The 17,579-nt window shown below is 53.9% G+C and carries 16 protein-coding genes and 1 pseudogene; 10 read left to right on the plus strand and 7 right to left on the minus strand.

Annotated features, from left to right (window positions below):
• Positions 1 to 284 precede the first annotated feature (284 nt).
• The 6 genes and pseudogenes from CCE92_RS13080 to CCE92_RS13105 all read left to right on the plus strand — a co-directional run bounded on the left by CCE92_RS13080 (position 285) and on the right by CCE92_RS13105 (position 7,539).
• Positions 285 to 1,310, plus strand: coding sequence for a calcium:cation antiporter family protein (locus CCE92_RS13080; RefSeq protein ID WP_088008585.1), 1,026 nt, complete (start codon positions 285 to 287; stop codon positions 1,308 to 1,310).
• A gap of 309 nt (positions 1,311 to 1,619) precedes the next feature.
• Positions 1,620 to 2,222, plus strand: a complete 603-nt coding sequence (locus CCE92_RS13085; RefSeq protein ID WP_088008587.1) for an alpha/beta hydrolase — start codon at positions 1,620 to 1,622, stop codon at positions 2,220 to 2,222.
• Between the two features lie 191 nt (positions 2,223 to 2,413).
• Positions 2,414 to 3,427 (plus strand): YsnF/AvaK domain-containing protein, encoded by a 1,014-nt coding sequence (locus tag CCE92_RS13090; RefSeq protein WP_088008589.1) that lies wholly within the window; start codon positions 2,414 to 2,416, stop codon positions 3,425 to 3,427.
• 94 nt (positions 3,428 to 3,521) lie between these two features.
• Positions 3,522 to 3,710: pseudogene (locus tag CCE92_RS13095) on the plus strand (YwbE family protein); the annotation flags it as partial.
• A gap of 362 nt (positions 3,711 to 4,072) precedes the next feature.
• Positions 4,073 to 6,217 carry an ATP-dependent helicase gene (locus tag CCE92_RS13100; RefSeq protein ID WP_088008591.1) on the plus strand — a complete coding sequence of 715 codons (2,145 nt, stop codon included), beginning with the start codon at positions 4,073 to 4,075 and terminating at the stop codon, positions 6,215 to 6,217.
• Between the two features lie 53 nt (positions 6,218 to 6,270).
• Entirely contained in the window at positions 6,271 to 7,539 is a 1,269-nt protein-coding gene (locus CCE92_RS13105; protein WP_088008593.1) for an MDR family MFS transporter, read from the plus strand.
• Positions 7,540 to 7,608: 69 nt separating this feature from the next.
• On the opposite strand, the gene CCE92_RS13110 is transcribed toward CCE92_RS13105, so the two are convergent.
• A complete protein-coding gene (locus tag CCE92_RS13110) occupies positions 7,609 to 7,923 on the minus strand; it encodes a DUF3243 domain-containing protein (RefSeq protein WP_088008594.1) in 315 nt (104 codons plus the stop codon).
• 163 nt (positions 7,924 to 8,086) lie between these two features.
• Between CCE92_RS13110 and CCE92_RS13115 the strand changes: the two genes are divergently transcribed.
• Together CCE92_RS13115 and CCE92_RS13120 are read left to right on the plus strand one after the other, a co-directional pair.
• A complete protein-coding gene (locus CCE92_RS13115) occupies positions 8,087 to 8,872 on the plus strand; it encodes a VLRF1 family aeRF1-type release factor (protein ID WP_088008596.1) in 786 nt (261 codons plus the stop codon).
• An 89-nt stretch (positions 8,873 to 8,961) separates the two neighbouring features.
• The gene (locus CCE92_RS13120; protein ID WP_162287878.1) at positions 8,962 to 9,882 is read left to right on the plus strand and encodes a phosphotransferase family protein; all 921 of its coding nucleotides are present in this window, start codon (positions 8,962 to 8,964) and stop codon (positions 9,880 to 9,882) included.
• A 3-nt stretch (positions 9,883 to 9,885) separates the two neighbouring features.
• Here the strand turns inward: CCE92_RS13120 and CCE92_RS13125 are convergent, their stop codons facing one another.
• Both CCE92_RS13125 and hmpA read right to left on the minus strand, forming a co-directional pair.
• Positions 9,886 to 10,563, minus strand: a complete 678-nt coding sequence (locus CCE92_RS13125; RefSeq protein ID WP_088008600.1) for an IucA/IucC family C-terminal-domain containing protein — start codon at positions 10,561 to 10,563, stop codon at positions 9,886 to 9,888.
• A 159-nt stretch (positions 10,564 to 10,722) separates the two neighbouring features.
• The gene (hmpA, locus tag CCE92_RS13130; RefSeq protein WP_088008602.1) at positions 10,723 to 11,904 is read right to left on the minus strand and encodes an NO-inducible flavohemoprotein; all 1,182 of its coding nucleotides are present in this window, start codon (positions 11,902 to 11,904) and stop codon (positions 10,723 to 10,725) included.
• Positions 11,905 to 12,057: 153 nt separating this feature from the next.
• Between hmpA and CCE92_RS13135 the strand changes: the two genes are divergently transcribed.
• Positions 12,058 to 12,507, plus strand: coding sequence for an RrF2 family transcriptional regulator (locus tag CCE92_RS13135; protein ID WP_088008604.1), 450 nt, complete (start codon positions 12,058 to 12,060; stop codon positions 12,505 to 12,507).
• Between the two features lie 49 nt (positions 12,508 to 12,556).
• On the opposite strand, the gene CCE92_RS13140 is transcribed toward CCE92_RS13135, so the two are convergent.
• Positions 12,557 to 12,979, minus strand: a complete 423-nt coding sequence (locus tag CCE92_RS13140; RefSeq protein ID WP_088008606.1) for a pyridoxamine 5'-phosphate oxidase family protein — start codon at positions 12,977 to 12,979, stop codon at positions 12,557 to 12,559.
• A gap of 140 nt (positions 12,980 to 13,119) precedes the next feature.
• Here CCE92_RS13140 and CCE92_RS13145 point away from each other — a divergent pair, with 140 nt between their 5' ends.
• The gene (locus tag CCE92_RS13145) at positions 13,120 to 14,136 is read left to right on the plus strand and encodes an STAS domain-containing protein (protein WP_088008608.1); all 1,017 of its coding nucleotides are present in this window, start codon (positions 13,120 to 13,122) and stop codon (positions 14,134 to 14,136) included.
• A 34-nt stretch (positions 14,137 to 14,170) separates the two neighbouring features.
• Here the strand turns inward: CCE92_RS13145 and pepT are convergent, their stop codons facing one another.
• From pepT to CCE92_RS13160, 3 genes are all read right to left on the minus strand, one after another.
• The gene (gene pepT / locus CCE92_RS13150; RefSeq protein ID WP_088008609.1) at positions 14,171 to 15,394 is read right to left on the minus strand and encodes a peptidase T; all 1,224 of its coding nucleotides are present in this window, start codon (positions 15,392 to 15,394) and stop codon (positions 14,171 to 14,173) included.
• 82 nt (positions 15,395 to 15,476) lie between these two features.
• Entirely contained in the window at positions 15,477 to 16,679 is a 1,203-nt protein-coding gene (locus CCE92_RS13155) for a M20 family metallopeptidase (protein WP_088008610.1), read from the minus strand.
• An 18-nt stretch (positions 16,680 to 16,697) separates the two neighbouring features.
• Positions 16,698 to 17,537, minus strand: coding sequence for a MetQ/NlpA family ABC transporter substrate-binding protein (locus CCE92_RS13160; protein WP_088008611.1), 840 nt, complete (start codon positions 17,535 to 17,537; stop codon positions 16,698 to 16,700).
• Between the last annotated feature and the right edge of the window lie 42 nt (positions 17,538 to 17,579).

Here is a 17,579-nt window from a genome sequence, read left to right on the forward strand (position 1 = left end):
TTCTCTTCCCGCCTTTTTCGCGTTCAAATTTCCTGTTTCTTCTTACGGGACTAGCTAAAATAAGTATGTTTAGGAGAATTAAGCAGTCAGTGTTTGATCATGCAAAAAACAGGATAACTTGGAAGTTTACTGGATAATGGGGAAAGAATATCGCTCTCCCTTTTAGGATGACAAAAAGGATTCACCTTCCAAGTTTGATTTGCAGCAAAAATAACTTCAACGATAAATACCCTCCAAAAAATAGGGTGAAGCAGAAACAAACGAGACAGGTAGGGGGGAGAGCGATGAGTCCATGGATTTGTGGGATCGTCATGGTTGCGGCGATTTGGGCAGCTAAATGGGGTGCTGACCAAATGGTGGAACCATTAAAAAAGGTCCGCAGGCAATGGGGCATTACACAAGTAGCCGGAGCCAGCCTTTTGGCTATTCTAACCGCCAGTCCTGAAGTAGGAATCAGTACAGTCAGCGCCATCCGGAACTCGGGCGATATTGGTCTCGGCACGCTGCTCGGATCCAATATCATCGCGATTCCGTTGATTATGACAGTGGCGTATGCGGCTTCCCGCAAAAAATTCGGTGGGAGCGGAAGTGACGAAGACCGAAAGGAACTGGAACGGAAACACCAGAAGCACCTGCAGGAGCATTTATTGTCATTATCCAAGCGGGCTGCAACCGTTTTGGCGCTGCCTTACATCGGGATTATTGCCATCGTTGCCCTATTGACCATGCCTCCGGACTGGCGAGGGCTTCAGCCGATTGATGGCTGGATCATACTTGGTGTGTTCTTCCTGTTTCTTGCCCAAGCTCTTTGGCGCGGAAGAAAAGAAGGGGAAGACGTGAAGTGGAGTAAAAAGCAAATCAAACTGGCTGCACTTGGTGCAGGGGCACTGATTGCGGGTGCCTACTTTACCGTTACAGCTGCTGAAAATGTCATTTCCGCCATCGGCATCTCTCAGATTATCGGTGGTATTTTCATTACGGGAACCTTAAGTACAGCGCCGGAAGTATTTAAGACCTGGAAAATCGTCGGCAGCGGTCAAACGACAGCGGGGAGCACAAGTGTTATCGGAGATAAAGCCATTACATTGTCACTGGGTCTTGTCCCACTGGCACTCGTGACGACACCTATCAACGACTTTCAGTTGTTTTGGATTAACCTGATCTTCGTCACGCTCATGCCAGTCGCGTTTTCTATCATGGTGCTGAAGAATAAACATTCTGGTTTGAAATTATGGAACGTGCTGCTGCTTGATGGGCTGCTGCTGTTGTATTTTTTCATTATCCTGAAATGGGTGCTTAATCTGTTTTAGTAGGGGAATAGATCATTAAGTGTTCAGATAATTTATGAGAAGTAACCCAGAAGCGGTGAAAGAATATAGGACTTAAAAAACGGCTGGCAGAAACAGCCGGAAACCGAAGTGCTTACACGGATGCAAAAAGCGGATTCATCGACGATATATTGAAAATGTAATTAAAGAACGACAAAAAGTCAGTAAAAAGCATTTTTGGCTCCAGCAGGTCCTATATAATTGATTCGGCTTCGTGACTGGACATTCTTTCTGAGTTTGCTACAATTATTCTTAATTCGAGATAACAGACCGGAAAGGGGACAGGCCAAAATGAAGCATCTTTTTAAAAAAGGGGCGGATGGAAGCCGGCCGACACTGCTGCTGCTCCACGGAACAGGCGGTACAGAACACGATCTGATGGGGCTTGGTGAAGAGATCGACCCGAAAGCGTCCATTCTGAGTGTGCGGGGGAACGTTTCGGAGAACGGGATGCCGCGCTTTTTCAGAAGACTGTCTGAAGGGGTTTTCGATATTGAAGATTTGAAGCTCCGGACGGAAGAATTGCACGAATTTATTCACGATGCCTCGAAGGAATATAAATTCGACCGGTCGAACGTCATCGCTGTCGGCTACTCGAATGGCGCGAACATCGCCGGCAGTTTGCTGTTCCACTACGCGGATGCGCTCCGGGGCGCGATTCTCCACCATCCGATGGTGCCGGTGCGGGATATGGAACTGCCTGATTTGACCGGTGTCCCGGTGTTCATCGGTGCCGGTACGAACGACCCGCTCTGCACGGCCAAGGAATCCGAGGACTTGAAATCGCTCCTGGAAGGGGCCGGCGCGGAAGTCGAACTCCATTGGGAAAACCAAGGCCACCAGCTGACCATGTCGGAAGTGGCGGCAGCCAAAAAATGGTATAACTCGCTTTGATTATCCCTCTTAAGTGAGTTCTTCACTATATGTAAGGGTTGAAAGAAGATCGCCGTCCCGCTTGCCGGGGCGGCTTTTTTGGCGGGCTGTTACGGAACTGTAAAAATCCACGGGTTTTAAAAAACATGACACGGGTAAATTCATTGTAGAACACGATATTGGAAAATCTAAAGGAAACGGAGGAATCAAAAATGAAAAACTACGATAACAAATTCATCGGAACATTCGACACGGAAACGGAAGTGCTCCGCAAAATCGAAGAACTGAAACAGCAGGGCTACGCGGAAAATGACATGTACGTCATGTCCAGCGATGAAAACCAGATTTCTATGGTCCGCGGACGGACGGATGTGGACGTCGAGGCTTCGCACGACAGCTGGATGGATAAGTTCATGAATTTCCTTTCCGGCGAGACGCCGACACGCGGTGCATTTGACAAAATGGGCTTGGATGCCGGTGAAGCGGACCGCTATTACAACGAAGTGAAAAGCGGGAAAATCCTGCTTTATGTCGACCGTGATTATGGCGACCACTACGAAGACCACCATGCCTATGTGGATGACGCGGCAGTTGCGTCACCGGGCCTTACCGTGGATACGAACGAATCGAACGACACGGCTTATAACACGAACCGCAATCTTGTGGAAAACGATGATCGTCTTGATACAGGCCGCATCGACGGCGGATATAAAACAGAAGGAGCTGATGAATTCGTGGGACGTGAAGACAGAGAACGCACAGAACCGATTTTGGATGCGGACCGGACAGGCCGCGTTGAGGAAACGGACGAAGAGCGCCTTCGCCTTCACGAAGAGCGTCTGAATGTCAATAAAGAAGAAGTACAGACAGGTGAAGTGAACGTCGGCAAACACACCGTCGAAGAACACCAGACGGTTGAAGTGCCGGTTGAACGGGAAGAAGTCGTCGTGGAACGCCGTCCGGTCAATGAGGAAACAACTGACGAAGTCGGCTTGAACGACCGCGCGTACGATGACAATGAAGAAATCCATATCCCGCTCAAAGAAGAGCGCGTGGAAGTGAACAAGAAAGACGTCGTCGCGGAAGAAATCGTCGTTGGCAAACGCAAAGTCAAAGATACTGAAAAAATCGATGAAACAGTCCGTCATGAAGAAGCGGACATCGAAGAAGACGTGGAAGTCAACGAAGCGGACCGGTTCGACCGGGACGACAAAGGCCGGCTGTAAAGCAGCGGCTAGCCGGACGGGGGAAACCCCGTCTTTTTTTGTGCCCGCTTTCTGTGGTAAATTAGAAGAAAGGAATTGGAATGGAGGCGGATTCATGGACGGCAAAAAACGAAGTGACGTCAGGCCGGGACTGGAAGTGGAGATCATCCTGAAGAAAGATCAGCGGACCGGCCGGACAACGCGGGGGATTGTAAAGGACCTGCTCACCAAGTCCGCGACACATCCGCATGGCATAAAAGTCCGGCTGCAGGACGGCCAGGTAGGCCGGGTGGCCAGGATCCTCGGGAACCCGGCCAATCATGAAGACAGGGCAGGAAAGCCGAACGTGCTCCTGGACAGACATTTCGGCGATGATGATTCGCCGAGCGGCCCGTCGTACGCACTGTCCGAGGAAAGGAAAGCGGAGCTGCAGAAAGAGAAGCTGGAAAAAGAGGGGGGCGGCAGGGATCCTGAAAGTTCAGAGACCATGCTCCGCCTTGATGACGAAGACTATGAACAGGAAAAATGAGGTTTGCCCGGTCCCGCCCTTTTCGCGGAGACCGGGCTTTTCCCGGCTTCCGGGAAAGATGCGCTTTTTTGAGTGAACGCGGGCACTTTTCTTGTGGTAGAATGGACAGAACGAATTCGAGTAAGGAGCAGTCGGGAATGACGAATTTTTTTCAGCGCAAACAGCAGGAGTTCGGAGTGAACCTGAACAAAATCCAGCGCAAGGCGGTGGAGCGGACAGAAGGGCCGTTACTGCTGCTTGCCTGTCCGGGTTCTGGAAAAACGACGACGATGATTATGCGGATCGGTTACCTGATTGAAGAAAAGGGGGCGGATCCCGCACGGATCAAGGCGATTACATTCAGCCGGGCTTCAGCGAAGGACATGGCGGAGCGCTTCAAGAAGTTCTTTCCGGACTTGCCGCCGGTCGATTTTTCGACCATCCACAGCCTGGCGTTCCGGATTGTCCGGGAATATTTTGCCGGCAGCCCTTACCTCATGATCGAAGGCAGCGCGAACAAAGGAATGAACAAACGCCAGCTCCTGAAGGAAATGTACCAGACGGAGATGGATGAACCGATTACGGAAGATCAGCTGGAAGAACTGATGTCGTTCATTTCGTTCGTGAAAAATAAGATGCTTCCGAAGGAAAAGTGGCGGAAACTGAAGGGGCCCTTCGAAGGTGCACCGGAAATCCTCCGTACATATGAAGCGTTCAAGGAGAACTACGACACCCGGCTCGTCGATTTTGACGACATGCTGACGCTTGCCAATGAAGCGCTTGAACGGAACGGAAAACTGCTGGTCAAATACCAGGGCGAGTGGGACTATATCCTGACGGACGAAAGCCAGGACACATCGCTCGTGCAGCACGCCATCGTCGAAAAACTGACGGCACGCCATCGCAACTTGTGCGTCGTGGCGGATGACGATCAGTCGATCTACACGTGGCGGGCGGCAGAACCGGCCTATCTGCTCCAATTCAAGACCGTTTATCCGGACGCGTACATTATGAAAATGGAGCGCAATTACCGGTCGGCGGGAATGATCGTGGACACCGCCAACCGGTTCATCAAGGCGAATAAAAAACGGCACGATAAAAACATGTTCACAGAGCGGGAAGCGGGCGAGCCGATCGTCATCCGGCGGTTCTCGTCGGAGGAAGGGCAGCTTCAGTATTTATTGAAGGAACTGAAAAAGGCGGACCATTACGGGGATACGGCGATTCTGTACCGCAATAATTCATCGTCGACGCTGCTCATGAGCGAGCTGAACCGGCTCGGCATCCCGTTTTATATGAAAGACGCGGATAACCGGTTTTTCTCTCATTGGATTGTCGAGGACATGCTGAATTTTATGCGGTTTAGCTTGAAGCCGGAGCGGGCGGATATTTATTCGAAAATCGCCGCAAAAACGAATGCGTACTGGAACGCCGGCCAGCTGAAGGCGATGAACCGGGTGAAGCCAGGCGCGCGGCATGGTTTGGATGAGATCACACGCAGTGTGACCATGAAGGATTACCAGCTGAAAATCGTGGAACAGCAGAAAAAGTGGTTCGATTCCATGCGGGATATGAAGCCATCGAAAGCGATCAAGACGATCCGGAAAGAGCTTGGGTACGACCAGATGCTCACCAGCCGGGCGGAGAAGTTCGGCATGCGCCTCAATTACCTGACAGGCATCCTGTCGACATTGGAGCAGATCGCCGCCCCGCTCCCGACCATGACCGATTTCGCGAAACGGCTGAAAGAGCTGGAAGAAGCCACACAGGATGCGAAACATGAGAAAACGGACGATATGCTGACGCTGTCCACTTTCCACAGCGCGAAAGGACTGGAGTTCGAACGTGTCTACATGATCGACTTGAACCAAGGGGTCATTCCGGCCGAAGAAGACACCGAGAACCCGGATCTTCTGGAAGAGGCGCGGCGTCTTTACTATGTCGGCATGACCCGGGCGAAAACGCATCTGGAGCTGCTCGGGTTCGATGGCGAATCCCAGTTTACAGCGGAAGTCCGTGAGCTGGCAGAACGGAAAGAGGCGCCCGCTGCCCGGCGTCGGGAAACAGCAGCGGCGGCAGTGCCGGCAGCTGTGCCGGCGGGAGTGAAAATCCCGCGGAACCCGAATGCCATCCGGGATGCGGAGATGCTGAAGGAAGGGACGCATATCCGGCACCGCGTATTCGGCCCCGGTGAAATCACGGAACGGACGGCCGACCGCATTTGGGTGCAGTTCGGCAAGCAGCTGAAGGAGTTCTCCATCGAGATCTGCCTCAGCCATAAACTGCTCGAAAAGGCAGAATAACAGAAATAGAGAAACGTTGCCCTGTTCCGCAGGGCAGCACGTGAGGGAAAAGGATGAGAATCAGAGATTGGGACCGCAGTCTGAAAGTCCGACTGATCGGCGAGCTTTTTGTGAACACCAGTTTTTGGATGGTGTTTCCGTTTTTAGCGATTTATTTTGCTGAGGAATTCGGCAAGACGACGGCGGGCGTGCTGCTCGTGCTGTCGCAAGTGTTTTCAGTGGCGGCCAACCTCGTCGGCGGGTACTGCGCTGACCGGTTCGGCCGGCGGACGATGCTCGTGTTCGCTTCCGTGGGACAGGGCGTGTCCTTTTTTATTTTTGCTTTAGCCAATTCGCCTTGGCTCGATTCGCCGATCCTGGGATTCGCAGCCTTTACACTGGCCGGCATGTGCGGGTCGCTGTACTGGCCGGCGAGCCAGGCGATGGTGGCGGACGTCGTGCCGGAAGAACACCGGAGCGATGTGTTCGCCATTTTCTATACAGCCATCAATATCTCAGTCGTCATCGGACCGATTGCGGGTGCCGCGCTGTTCTTCTCGTATCGGTTCGAACTGCTGCTGGCCATCGCGGTGATCTTTTTCGCGCTCGCCGCCGCCCTGCGGTTCCTGGCGAACGAGACGTTGAAATTCGCTTCGCCGGACGAGCTCGCCACCGATCCGGAAAAGGGGTGGACCCGAGCGGTCGCCAAGCAGCTGAAGGAATACCGCGTCATTTTGAATGACCGGCTCTTTTTGCTGTTCGTCGCCGCGGGGATTCTTGGCGCGCAGACATTCATGCAGCTGGATCTCCTGTTTCCTGTCTACTTGCAGGAAGCGATCGAGGTCCAGGCGATTGGCACATTCTTCGGTACCACGTGGACGGTCACAGGGGAAGAGGCATTCGGCTACCTGCTCTCAGAGAATGGGCTGCTTGTCGCACTGACGACGGTCATCATCACCCGATTTGTCGTGAAATTCCCGGAAAAATGGGTATTCTTCACATCCGCCCTTCTTTACGCGGTTGCCATGCTCATATTCCCGGTAACGGATCTGTTCTGGATCTTCGTCGCCGCTATGGCGATTTTCACGCTCGGTGAATTGATGACCGCCGGGCTCCAGCAGAGCTTCATTTCGAAACTGGCACCCGAGCACATGCGCGGACAGTACTTTGCCGCGGCGAGCCTCCGGTACACGATCGGCCGGATGATCGCGCCGCTGTCCATCCCGATGACCGCTTGGATCGGGTTCGGCTGGACATTCGCCATCCTGGCGATTTTGTCGGTCATCAGCGGCTTCGTGTATTTGCTGATGTTCGCTGGATATGAAAAACGGCCATCCCACTGAGGGATGGCCATTTTTATTGTCCGGCTCCAGCGTGAGCCGGAGCTGAACAAGAGGTGTGTATTTTGCTGATCACTTCGAATCCTGTTTCACCATGCGGACAAGCATATGCGCGAGCATGTGCTGTTCGTCTTTTTTACCGACTTTCCACAGTTCCTGCAGCAAGTGCTCTTCACGGTTGCGCGGCTCCTCTTTTTTCGCCAGGTAGTCAGCGACTTTCGTAGCCAGATGGGCAAGACGCTCTTCGCTCATACCCATTTTCTCACCGAGTTCCACTTTTCCGCCCAAATACTGTTTAAAGTGTTCGAAGTTCTCCAGGATTTCCTCTTTCTTTTCCTTGTTGACGTTTTTCAGTTCTTCTTGTACGCGTTTGTCCATATTTTCCATTTTTAATTCCTCCTCTTACAAAAGATTCGTAACAACTTGTTCCTTTTTACTGTTTACCCGGACCTCCGTATGATTTAAACAAGATCGTTGTCTGAATACTTGCGCAAAGCTGTCCGATGAATTAGGCTTGGGTTATCAGGTAAATAAGGAGGATGAGGACTGTATGACATTGTACGAAAAACTGCAGGAGCTGAAAGACTTCCGCTGTGACGACCGCTGTGTACTGACTGTTTACCTCAACACCGATCCTGCAGACCGTGATCATCAGAATGGGGCTTGGAAAATCGAACTGAAATCCGGGCTGAAACGGCTCGATCAGTATTTGGCCGCCTCAAAGGATGACAAGGAATTGAAAGCGTTCAAAAAAATGAAAGAGCGTGTACTGAAAGAGATCGAGGATCACCAGAGTGACCTTCATAAAGGGGTGATCCTTTTCGCCTCTCCTCACGAGAATCTTTGGTCCGTCCATTATGTCCAAGTACCGGTGGAAAGCGAATTCTATTGGGAAGACCGGCCGATGACGGAGCAGTTCGAAAAACTGCTGAAAGCCTATCCTTCCTCCGCCGTCGTGCTGCCGAGCTATGCGGAAATCCGGCTGCTCGATACGGAACTCGGAACGGTCCGGGAGGAAGTCTATTACGAATTCGACCATGGGATCGATGTATGGCATGAACGGAAAGGAAATACTTCGACCAGCGGCAGCAACAACCGCTTGCCGGAACTGGACGCGCGCATGAGGGAGAACTTGAACCGGTTCTACAAGGAAATCGCTTCGAAAGTCGAGGATATGAAAAATGGCCGCGGCTGGAAGGAGATCCATATCATCGGTGAAACGGAATCCGCCAACACCTTTGCCGAATCGCTCCGCGGAAAACCGGACAGCACGAAGTATAAAAACTTGAATAACGCAGTGGCGAAAAAAGTGCTCTTCGAAGTATTCGATAACTGAGGAAGGAAGCCCCGGCTGGGATTGCCGGGGCTTTTTTCGGTCTGACAGTGGAGGCTGGCTCAGGTAGAATGAAAGAAAGGAGTGAGGAGATGCTTGAAGGTATCACATACAGCAATTACAGCACGGTTCCGAAAGAGACGTGGGACAAAGCGGTGAAGATGATCCTGATGAAGGAAGGCATTCCGGATGAGGCGGCGGCCCGGTTTTCGCTCGGTGCGAATATCGTCTATAAAGCCGGCGGATCCACAGTACTGAAACTGTTTCCGCCGTTCCATGAAGACGGGTTCCGGGCGGAGAAAGCGGTCCTCGAACTGCTCGGCTGGGCGAACGTGCCGGCGGAGACGCCTGAACTCCTCCGCTCCAGTGAATTCGAAGGCTGGCCGTATTTGCTGATGTCATTTGTGGAAGGGGAACTGGCGATCGAACGGTGGGAACGACTGGACCGGCAGGAAAAGCTTCAATATGCGACGGATTTGGGGAAGCTCATCCGCGCTGTCCACCGGCTGGATGCGTCTGCCGCCGGTCCGCTGCCTGATGAATGGGAAAAGTTCATCCGAAAACAGAAAGACCGGCTGGCTGCTCACCATCGGGCAGCCGGCGTACCGGAACACTTGGTGGCTGAAATGCCGGCGTATTTGGAAGCGGCGGATTTGTCATCCAAGCGGCATGTCCTGTTGACCGGTGAATACACCCCGTTCAATCTCCTGATGAAAGAAGGGGCGGACGGCTGGCGGATTTCCGGGCTGATCGATTTTGCCGACTGTTTCATCGGGAATCCGAAGTACGATCTGCTTGGGCCGATTTTATTCAACTTCCATATGGAAGAAGGGCTGACGGCCGCTTTTCTTGAAGCATATGGACTGACGCTTACGGACAGGCTGCGCCGCGAGCTGATGGCGCTTCTGCTGATCCACCGGTTCAGTGATTTGCCGGCGTATATGGAAGGGAGCCAGGCTGCCCGAGAAGCGGATCATCTGACCGATTTGGCCGGTGTATTCTTCCCGTGGTGATTGTCACTTCACAGCTGGGCAGAACGTGCAAACGGCAAAGTCGGGGAGCTCTTTGTAAAGACAGCACGTTTTTCTGAGCGGCCGGGTGACTGCCTGTTCGAGCGTGGAATTTCCGAGAAGGCTGTGGACATACGACTTCCGGATCGGCTGCCAATTCCGTGCGTCCGTCAGCCATTCCAAATCTTCTGCAGCCCGCCGGGGATTCCGCTTTTCCAGGTTTGCGTAGAACCAGAGCACCGAGCCGAGCACGTTTTCCCACAAGATGACCGGCGATATTTTCACGTGCGTCCGGAAAGCCTGGATCAGAGCTTCCATCTGTTCCAATAAAACATGGCGGAATGCCTCGAAGCGCTTGTCCGTGTCAATCGGTATATAAAGCGCCGGGTCTGCGTGCGTCTCGAGCAGCGGGTAACCGAATTTTTGTACACGGCCGAACTGAAGGTCCTGCCACGGGCCGCTGAAATAGCAACCGTCCTGAGTGATGAGTTCGAACTGGGAAGAAATGAACAGTGCATACTGCCGGAAAAAATAGGAGACCGCCACGCCGTCATTCTTCGCGCCGCACCAGTCCTTCAGTTCGTTTATCATATCGGGTATGCCGGCGAGAGGGTATTCCGGTGCCGTGCCGGTGATGACGGACTGATTGGCAAGCCGGTGTTTCAGGGAGAAGGGGATTTCCATCAAAAACACTCCTTTCTTTCTCTAGCATACCAGTGAATTACACGAATGGAGCGCTGAATTACGCGAATGAGGCACTGAGTCACGCGAATGAAACAACGGCATGCACAACAAAAACGCCCCGCGAGCCGCGGGGCGTTTCGTTTGTCGTTCATTCTTTTATTAAGCCAGCTGGAGCTGGACGGATGGACCGAAGAATTCATAGTGGATCTGCTCTTCGCCAAAGCCGATCGCCTGCAGTTCGCGGATCATCGCTTCCATGAACGGGACCGGTCCGCAGACGTAGATGTCGCTGTCTGCTTCGATCAGGCGTTCGAGGACATCCCGTGTGATGAAGCCGTTCGGCTGATCTGAATAGAATGCCTGGTACATGACATTCGGCATGCCGTCCGCCAGGCGGGATACGTCATCCTGGAAGGCGGCGATCGCTTCATTGCGGGCGCCATGAAGGAAGACGGTCGGGCGGTCAGGCGTTTTCGTAGCCACCGTTTCGAACATACTCATCATCGGTGTGATCCCGACGCCGCCGGAGATGAAGGCGACAGGCGTTGTTTTCGATTCATCAAGGACGAATTCGCCGGCCGGTGCGCTCACTTCGATGGTATCTCCTTCATTGACCGATTCATGCAGGTGGACGGAGACGACGCCGTTCGGATCGTTATCCGCTTCGCGCTTGACGGAAATGCGGAATTCGTCCGGGCGGGAAGCTTGCGAAAGGCTGTACTGGCGGATGTGGGTATATTCCTGTCCCGGGATATTCAGACGGACGGAAATGTACTGGCCGGCCTTGTATTCAGGGACATCCAAACCGTCTGCCGGTTTCAGGTAAAACGATGTGATGATGTCGCTTTCCTTCACTTTGCGGGCGACGGTGAAGTCCTTAAAGAATTTCCAGCCATTCTCTTTTTCTTCCGTCTGCTCATACATGTTCGCTTCCACGCCGATGAAAGCGTCCGCGATGACGCCATACGCTTCACCCCACGCGTTGATGATGTCATCAGTGGCTGCGTCGCCAAGGACAGTCTTGATCGCTTTCAGTAAATATTCGCCGACAATCGGGTAATGTTCCGGTTTTATGCCGAGGCTGACGTGCTTGTGCGCAATCTGCACGACAGCCGGAAGGATGTTTTCCAGGTTATCGATATGGACAGCAGCCGCGTAGACCGTATTCGCGAGAGCGGCCTGCTGGCGGCCCTGGGACTGGTTGGCGTGATTGAAAATGTTCAGAAGCTCCGGATGGGCCTCGAACATGGTCTTATAGAATTCACTCGTGATTTTCGTCCCGTGTTCCGCAAGGACCGGGGCGGTGGCTTTGACGATTTCTCTCGTTTCTTGTGACAGCATGTAAATCGCTCCTTTTGTTTTGTACAAGTCCACTATATACCTGATGACGAATAAAAGATATATTTTGAATACCACTTTAACAGAACCGTCACAATCCCTGAAAAGACTAGGGAATCCCCTTATGTTATAATGCGATTCAGGAAGGTGAACCGAATGAGACTGACGATGTATACCGATTTTTCCTTGCGGATCCTGCTGTATCTCGGAGCGAAAGAACAGGAAGAGCTGTCGACGATCAAGGAAATTTCGGAAGCATATCAAATATCGAAGAACCATTTGATGAAGGTGTCGCATGAACTCGGGAAAGCGGGGTTTATTGAAACGGTGAGGGGAAGGGGCGGCGGAATCCGGCTGGCGCTTCCTCCGGAGGAGATCAACATCGGGGCGGTCGTGAAGCGGATGGAGGATGATTTCCATCTGGTGGAGTGCTTCAGTGCTGAAGGAAACACATGTCCGATCGCACCTGTCTGCGGACTGAAAGGGGTGCTCGCCCAGGCGCTGAAAGCGTATCTCGATGTCCTTTCGCAGTATACGCTGGCGGATCTTTTGGCAAACCGGGCAGCGCTCCGGATGATTTTGCAGCCGGGTGTTTCACTCACATAAAAAAACGACTCGCGGTGGAGTCGTTTTTTGTATCCTGGCGCTGTCCTGATTACAAGTCGACGGTTTTCGGTTCTTCGCCTTTTGTGTTCATCACGCGGACGTGGTCAGGGTCGATTTTCAGAATCAGGAGATCCGGGTCGTCCGGACCGTCGAACCAGCCGTCGAGTTTGTCATTCCATACTTTTTCCTTCAGGTTTTCATCATCCGATTCGGAGATTTTGCCTTCGATCTCTAAATACTGGTCGCCGAACCCTTCACCTTCATAGCCGATCAGCACATGTGCGTTCGGGTTCGCTTCCACATCTTCGGTTTTATGTGTTTTTTTGCTCGTCGCCGTGTAAAGCGTGAAACCGTCATGGAAAAATGTCATATAGCGGGAATGGGGCTTGCTGTTGTTCACCGTGGCCAGCGTGCCGATCACATTGTTGTTCAGGATATCCATCGCCTGCTGCCGTGTGTCCTTCTGTGCCATTCGATCATCTCCTTTTTGCGCGTCTCCAGATTTTATTCCCGCCGTGCGGATATCCGAAACAGACAGAGGTCAAAAGAATCAGAAAGTGATATAATGATTGGTACATTGGAAACAGATCCAAGATGCAAGGAGTTGTCCGTATGAAAAAAAATCCATCCATTAATATAGAAGGGCTGCAGTTTGCCTGGGAGCCGGAAGATGGCCGCTTTCTGTTTGAAGGGGAAGATGCGGTGCTGTTCTGGATTTCTTCAGCGATGAAGACATTTTTCGATTCGATTGAGGAAGTGGCGGGTGAAGAATCCGCAGCGGTTGTGCTGGAAGCGACGGGGTTCCGGCAGGGACTCGTGGTGGGCGAATATTTCAAGAACCTCCATGTTCCGCTGGAGGAAGCAATGGGTCTGATCCAGAATACATATGGATCCGCCGGCTGGGGAGTCATCACCGTGCAGAAGCTGGACACGGAAGCGAATACAGCGGAAGTGACCCTGCGGGACAGCTGGGAACATAAAATCACTGTTGCACAGGGAAAGACGGCAGGCGGGCGTTTCCTGCCGGCTCACTATGCCGGCATTTTCACCGGTCTGATGAAACAGAACATCTGGTATGAGACGGTGCACCATCAGATTGAAGGGCATGACAGCACGGTTGTCCGTTATTTTCCATCGGATGTTACTGTTAAGGAGAACATCCACCGGCTGGCCCGGACGAAGGAAGCGGAACAGATCCAGCTGCTGGAGCAGTCCGTGGAGGAGAAGACAAAAGAGCTGAATGAACTGATCAAGGAAATTTCTTCGCCGATCATCCCGGTGCTGGATGGCATCGTCGTCGTTCCGCTGCTCGGCGACTATGACGAGACCCGGGCGGAAGAACTGATATCAAAGACACTGGAGAATTTGCCGCGGCATAAGGCGGAATACTTGGTGCTCGATTTGACGGGGCTGAATGATAACTTCTCGGAGCAGACGGCCGCCCTGATCGACAAGATCGGCTCCGCGGCTTCATTGATCGGATCGACGGCGATTCTCGTCGGCGTGTCGGCGCAGCTCGGGACAGCTGTCGCCCAGTCGGGCATCGGGCTCAACCGGTTCCAGTGTTTCCGGACACTGCAGCACGGCATTTACTATGCGCTTGCGCAGCGGGGGAAGCAGATTATCTGAAAAAGGGAAAGCGGAGCGCGTTTTGCGCTCCGCTTCATTTTTTAGCAAATGCTTCGGCGATGCCGATGACCGCCTTCGCTGCTTGTTCCATGTTGTCCGCTGAGATGAATTCATATTGGCCGTGGAAGTTCTCGCCGCCGGTGAACAAGTTCGGCGTCGGCAGTCCCATGTACGACAGCTGGGAACCGTCCGTACCGCCGCGGACCGGGATGATCTTCGGCTCGATGCCGAGATCCTTCAGCACCTGTTCGGCTTTATCGACAATTTCCATGACCGGTTCGATTTTCTCGCGCATATTGTAGTACTGGTCTTCCATTTGGAGTTCGACGGCGCTGTCCCCGTATTCCGCTTTCAGTTTCTCCACCGTCTCGCGCATGAGTGCTTTTTTCGCTTCGAACTTGTCGCGGTCGAAATCGCGGATGATGTAGGACAGCACCGTCCGCTCCACGTCGCCGTGGAAACTGTTCAAGTGGATGAATCCCTCATAGCCCTCCGTATTCTCGGGGACTTCGTCTGCCGGCATGTGCTGCTGGAAACTGACGGCCGCTGTGACGGCGTTGACCATCTTATCTTTCGCGGAGCCGGGGTGAACGCTCTTGCCGCGGAACGTCACTTTCGCGGCGGCGGCGTTGAAGCTTTCGTACTGCAGTTCGCCGAGCGGACCGCCGTCGACCGTATAGGCGAAATCGGCACCAAACCGGCCGACGTCGAATTTGTGCGGCCCGAGCCCGATTTCCTCATCCGGCGTGAAGGCGACACGGATCTTGCCGTGCTTCACTTCGGGATGCCGGGCGAGGTAGTCCATCGCTGTCATGATTTCTGCGATGCCGGCTTTATTGTCCGCACCGAGGAGGGTCGTGCCGTCCGTCGTGATCAATGTATGGCCGATGTAATTTTTTAGGTCCGGAAAGTCGGCGGGGGACAGCGTGACGGAATCGTTCAGCGTGATATCGCCGCCGTCGTAACTGTCGACCCGCTGCGGATTGACGTTCTTTCCGGTGAAATCGGTCGCCGTGTCGACGTGTGCGAGGAAGCCGATGACCGGGAATTCGCCTTCCGCATTGGCCGGCAATGTAGCGAATAAATACCCGTTTGCATCCGTTTCGACGTCTTCCAGTCCGATGGCTTTCATTTCGTCTTCCAGGACGCGGAGCAAGTCCCACTGGCCGGGCGTGGAAGGGGTCGTGCCGCTTTCCGCGTCGGACTGTGTATCGATTTTCGCATAGCGGACGAGCCGCTCGATCAGCTGTTCTTTCAAGGTATTGCCTCCTTATGTACAAGTGGTTTTATTTTACCACAACACTAAAAAACAGGCCCCGGGGGAAGGGGGCCTGCTCGGATCACTGGTTTTTCGCTGCCCGGGACCGGGCGTGGTCCGCTTTGATCTGCTCGAGGAGCGCGGCATCGGTCAGGAGCCGGTAGCCGGTGCGGGCGAGGGCACCCGCGCCGCGGATCAGTGCTTCATCACCTTCAGGGGACTTGGCCGCTTCCCGGAATTCGGCGGTATGGCCGATGAGGGTGTCCGGTCCGATTTTGATGTACGGGTGGGCCGTCGGGACTTCGTGGCTGACGTTGCCCGCATCCGTCGACCCGAGTCCCTGGGAACGTTCCGGCGCGACAGTCTCACCGGAAGCCGTCAGTTCTTCGCGAACGACTTCATCGAGTGCCGGTGTCAGGACGAAATCCTTCACTTCATTCTGGAACCGCTCGATCTTGACGGAAGCGCCTGTCGCAAGCGCGGCGCCTTGGGCCGCAGCCTGGATCCGTTCTGAAATGGCTGATGCTTTTTTCCAGGAATCCGCCCGGATGAAAAAGCGGGCGGAAGCGTATTCCGGAATGATATTCGGTGCGTCGCCGCCGTGGGTGATGATGCCGTGCACGCGGGCGTCGTCCGGCAGCTGCTGGCGCAGCGCATTGACGCTGTTGAACAGCTGGATGACCGCGTCGAGCGCGTTGATGCCTTCTTCCGGAGCGCCTGCCGCATGCGCCGGCTTGCCGTAAAAGTGGAAGTCGAGCGGATCGACCGCAAGCGACGGGCCGGTGACGGCTGTCCTGCCGGAAGGGTGCGCCATGAGGGCGGCGTCGATTCCTTCCAGGAGGCCGGCTTTCACGAAACTGCCTTTCGCGCTGCCGTTCGGTCCGCCTTCTTCCGCGGGCGTGCCGAGCACGACGACCCGGCCGCCGGTCTCAGGCAGCGTTTCAGCGAGCGCGATGGCGGCCGCCACGCTCGTCGTGCCGATGATGTTGTGGCCGCAGGCATGACCCAAGCCCGGCAGCGCGTCGTATTCCGCCAAGTACGCAATGGCTGGTCCCGGCACACCGCTGTCCTTGCTGGCGAAAAAGGCGGTTTCGTGTCCGGCGACGCCGCGCTCGACCGTGAAGCCGGCGTCTTCCAAAATTTTTGTGAGTTTGCCGCTCGCAAAAACTTCCTGATTTCCGATCTCCGGCCGGGCATGGATTTCCTGGCTCGTTTGGATGTACAGTTCGCGTCCTGCTTCAATGGACTGTTCGATGATCCCTTTCGTTTCCGCTATGGATGTCATGGGGGTTCCTCCTTTGGTTTATTTATAATCGACGAGCTCTTCGACCGGGATAAATGTCGGGATTTGCGCACCCTCGGTGTAATCCACGATGAATTCAGCCGTTTCTTCCTGCTGATAAATATCGACGATCGTCTGGAACGCCTCGTTATCCGCTTCGTCTTCGCGGGCGGCGATCAGGTTGATGTACGGTTTTGCCGTATCGCTTTCACGGGCGATCGGATCTTCGGTCGGGTTCAGCCCCGCATCGACGGCGATGCCGTTATTGATGACGGACGCCGCGACATCAGGCATAGCACGCGGTGTATGGCCGGCGACCATCGGTACGATTTCGATGTTCTTCGGATTCTCGGTGATGTGCTCGACGGTCCCCGTCAGTCCCGCCTCCTCGGAAAGTGTGATCAGTCCCGCTTCGTCCAGCAGCAGGAGGGCGCGGCCCATGTTCGTCGCTTCATTCGGCACGGCGATCTTGGCGCCTTCCGGCAGTTCTTCCACCGACTCGTATTTATCGGAATAGAGGCCCATCGGCGCGATGACCGTGGAGCCGATCGGCACGACATTGTCGATATTATGTTCTTCCATGAATGCGTCGAAGTACGAAATGGTCTGGAACGCGTTCAAGTCCAGTTCCCCTTCGGCGAGCGCGATGTTCGGCGCGACATAGTCGGAGAAGGTGACGACTTCGAGATCGATCCCTTCCTTCTCCGCTTTATCGGCGATGTAGTCCCAGACGGTCGTGTCCGAGCCGCTGATGCCGACCGTGACTTCCGTCAGGCCTTCCGCCGCTCCTCCTTCTTCGCTGCATGCGCCGAGAAGGAGTGCGAGACTTGCTGCTGATAAGATGGCTGCTGTTTTTTTCATGATTGATTTCCTCCAGTTATGGTGTGATTGGTTTTATTTGAA

Source organism: Indiicoccus explosivorum, assembly GCF_002167005.1.
In the GTDB taxonomy this organism is placed as follows: domain Bacteria; phylum Bacillota; class Bacilli; order Bacillales_A; family Planococcaceae; genus Indiicoccus; species Indiicoccus explosivorum.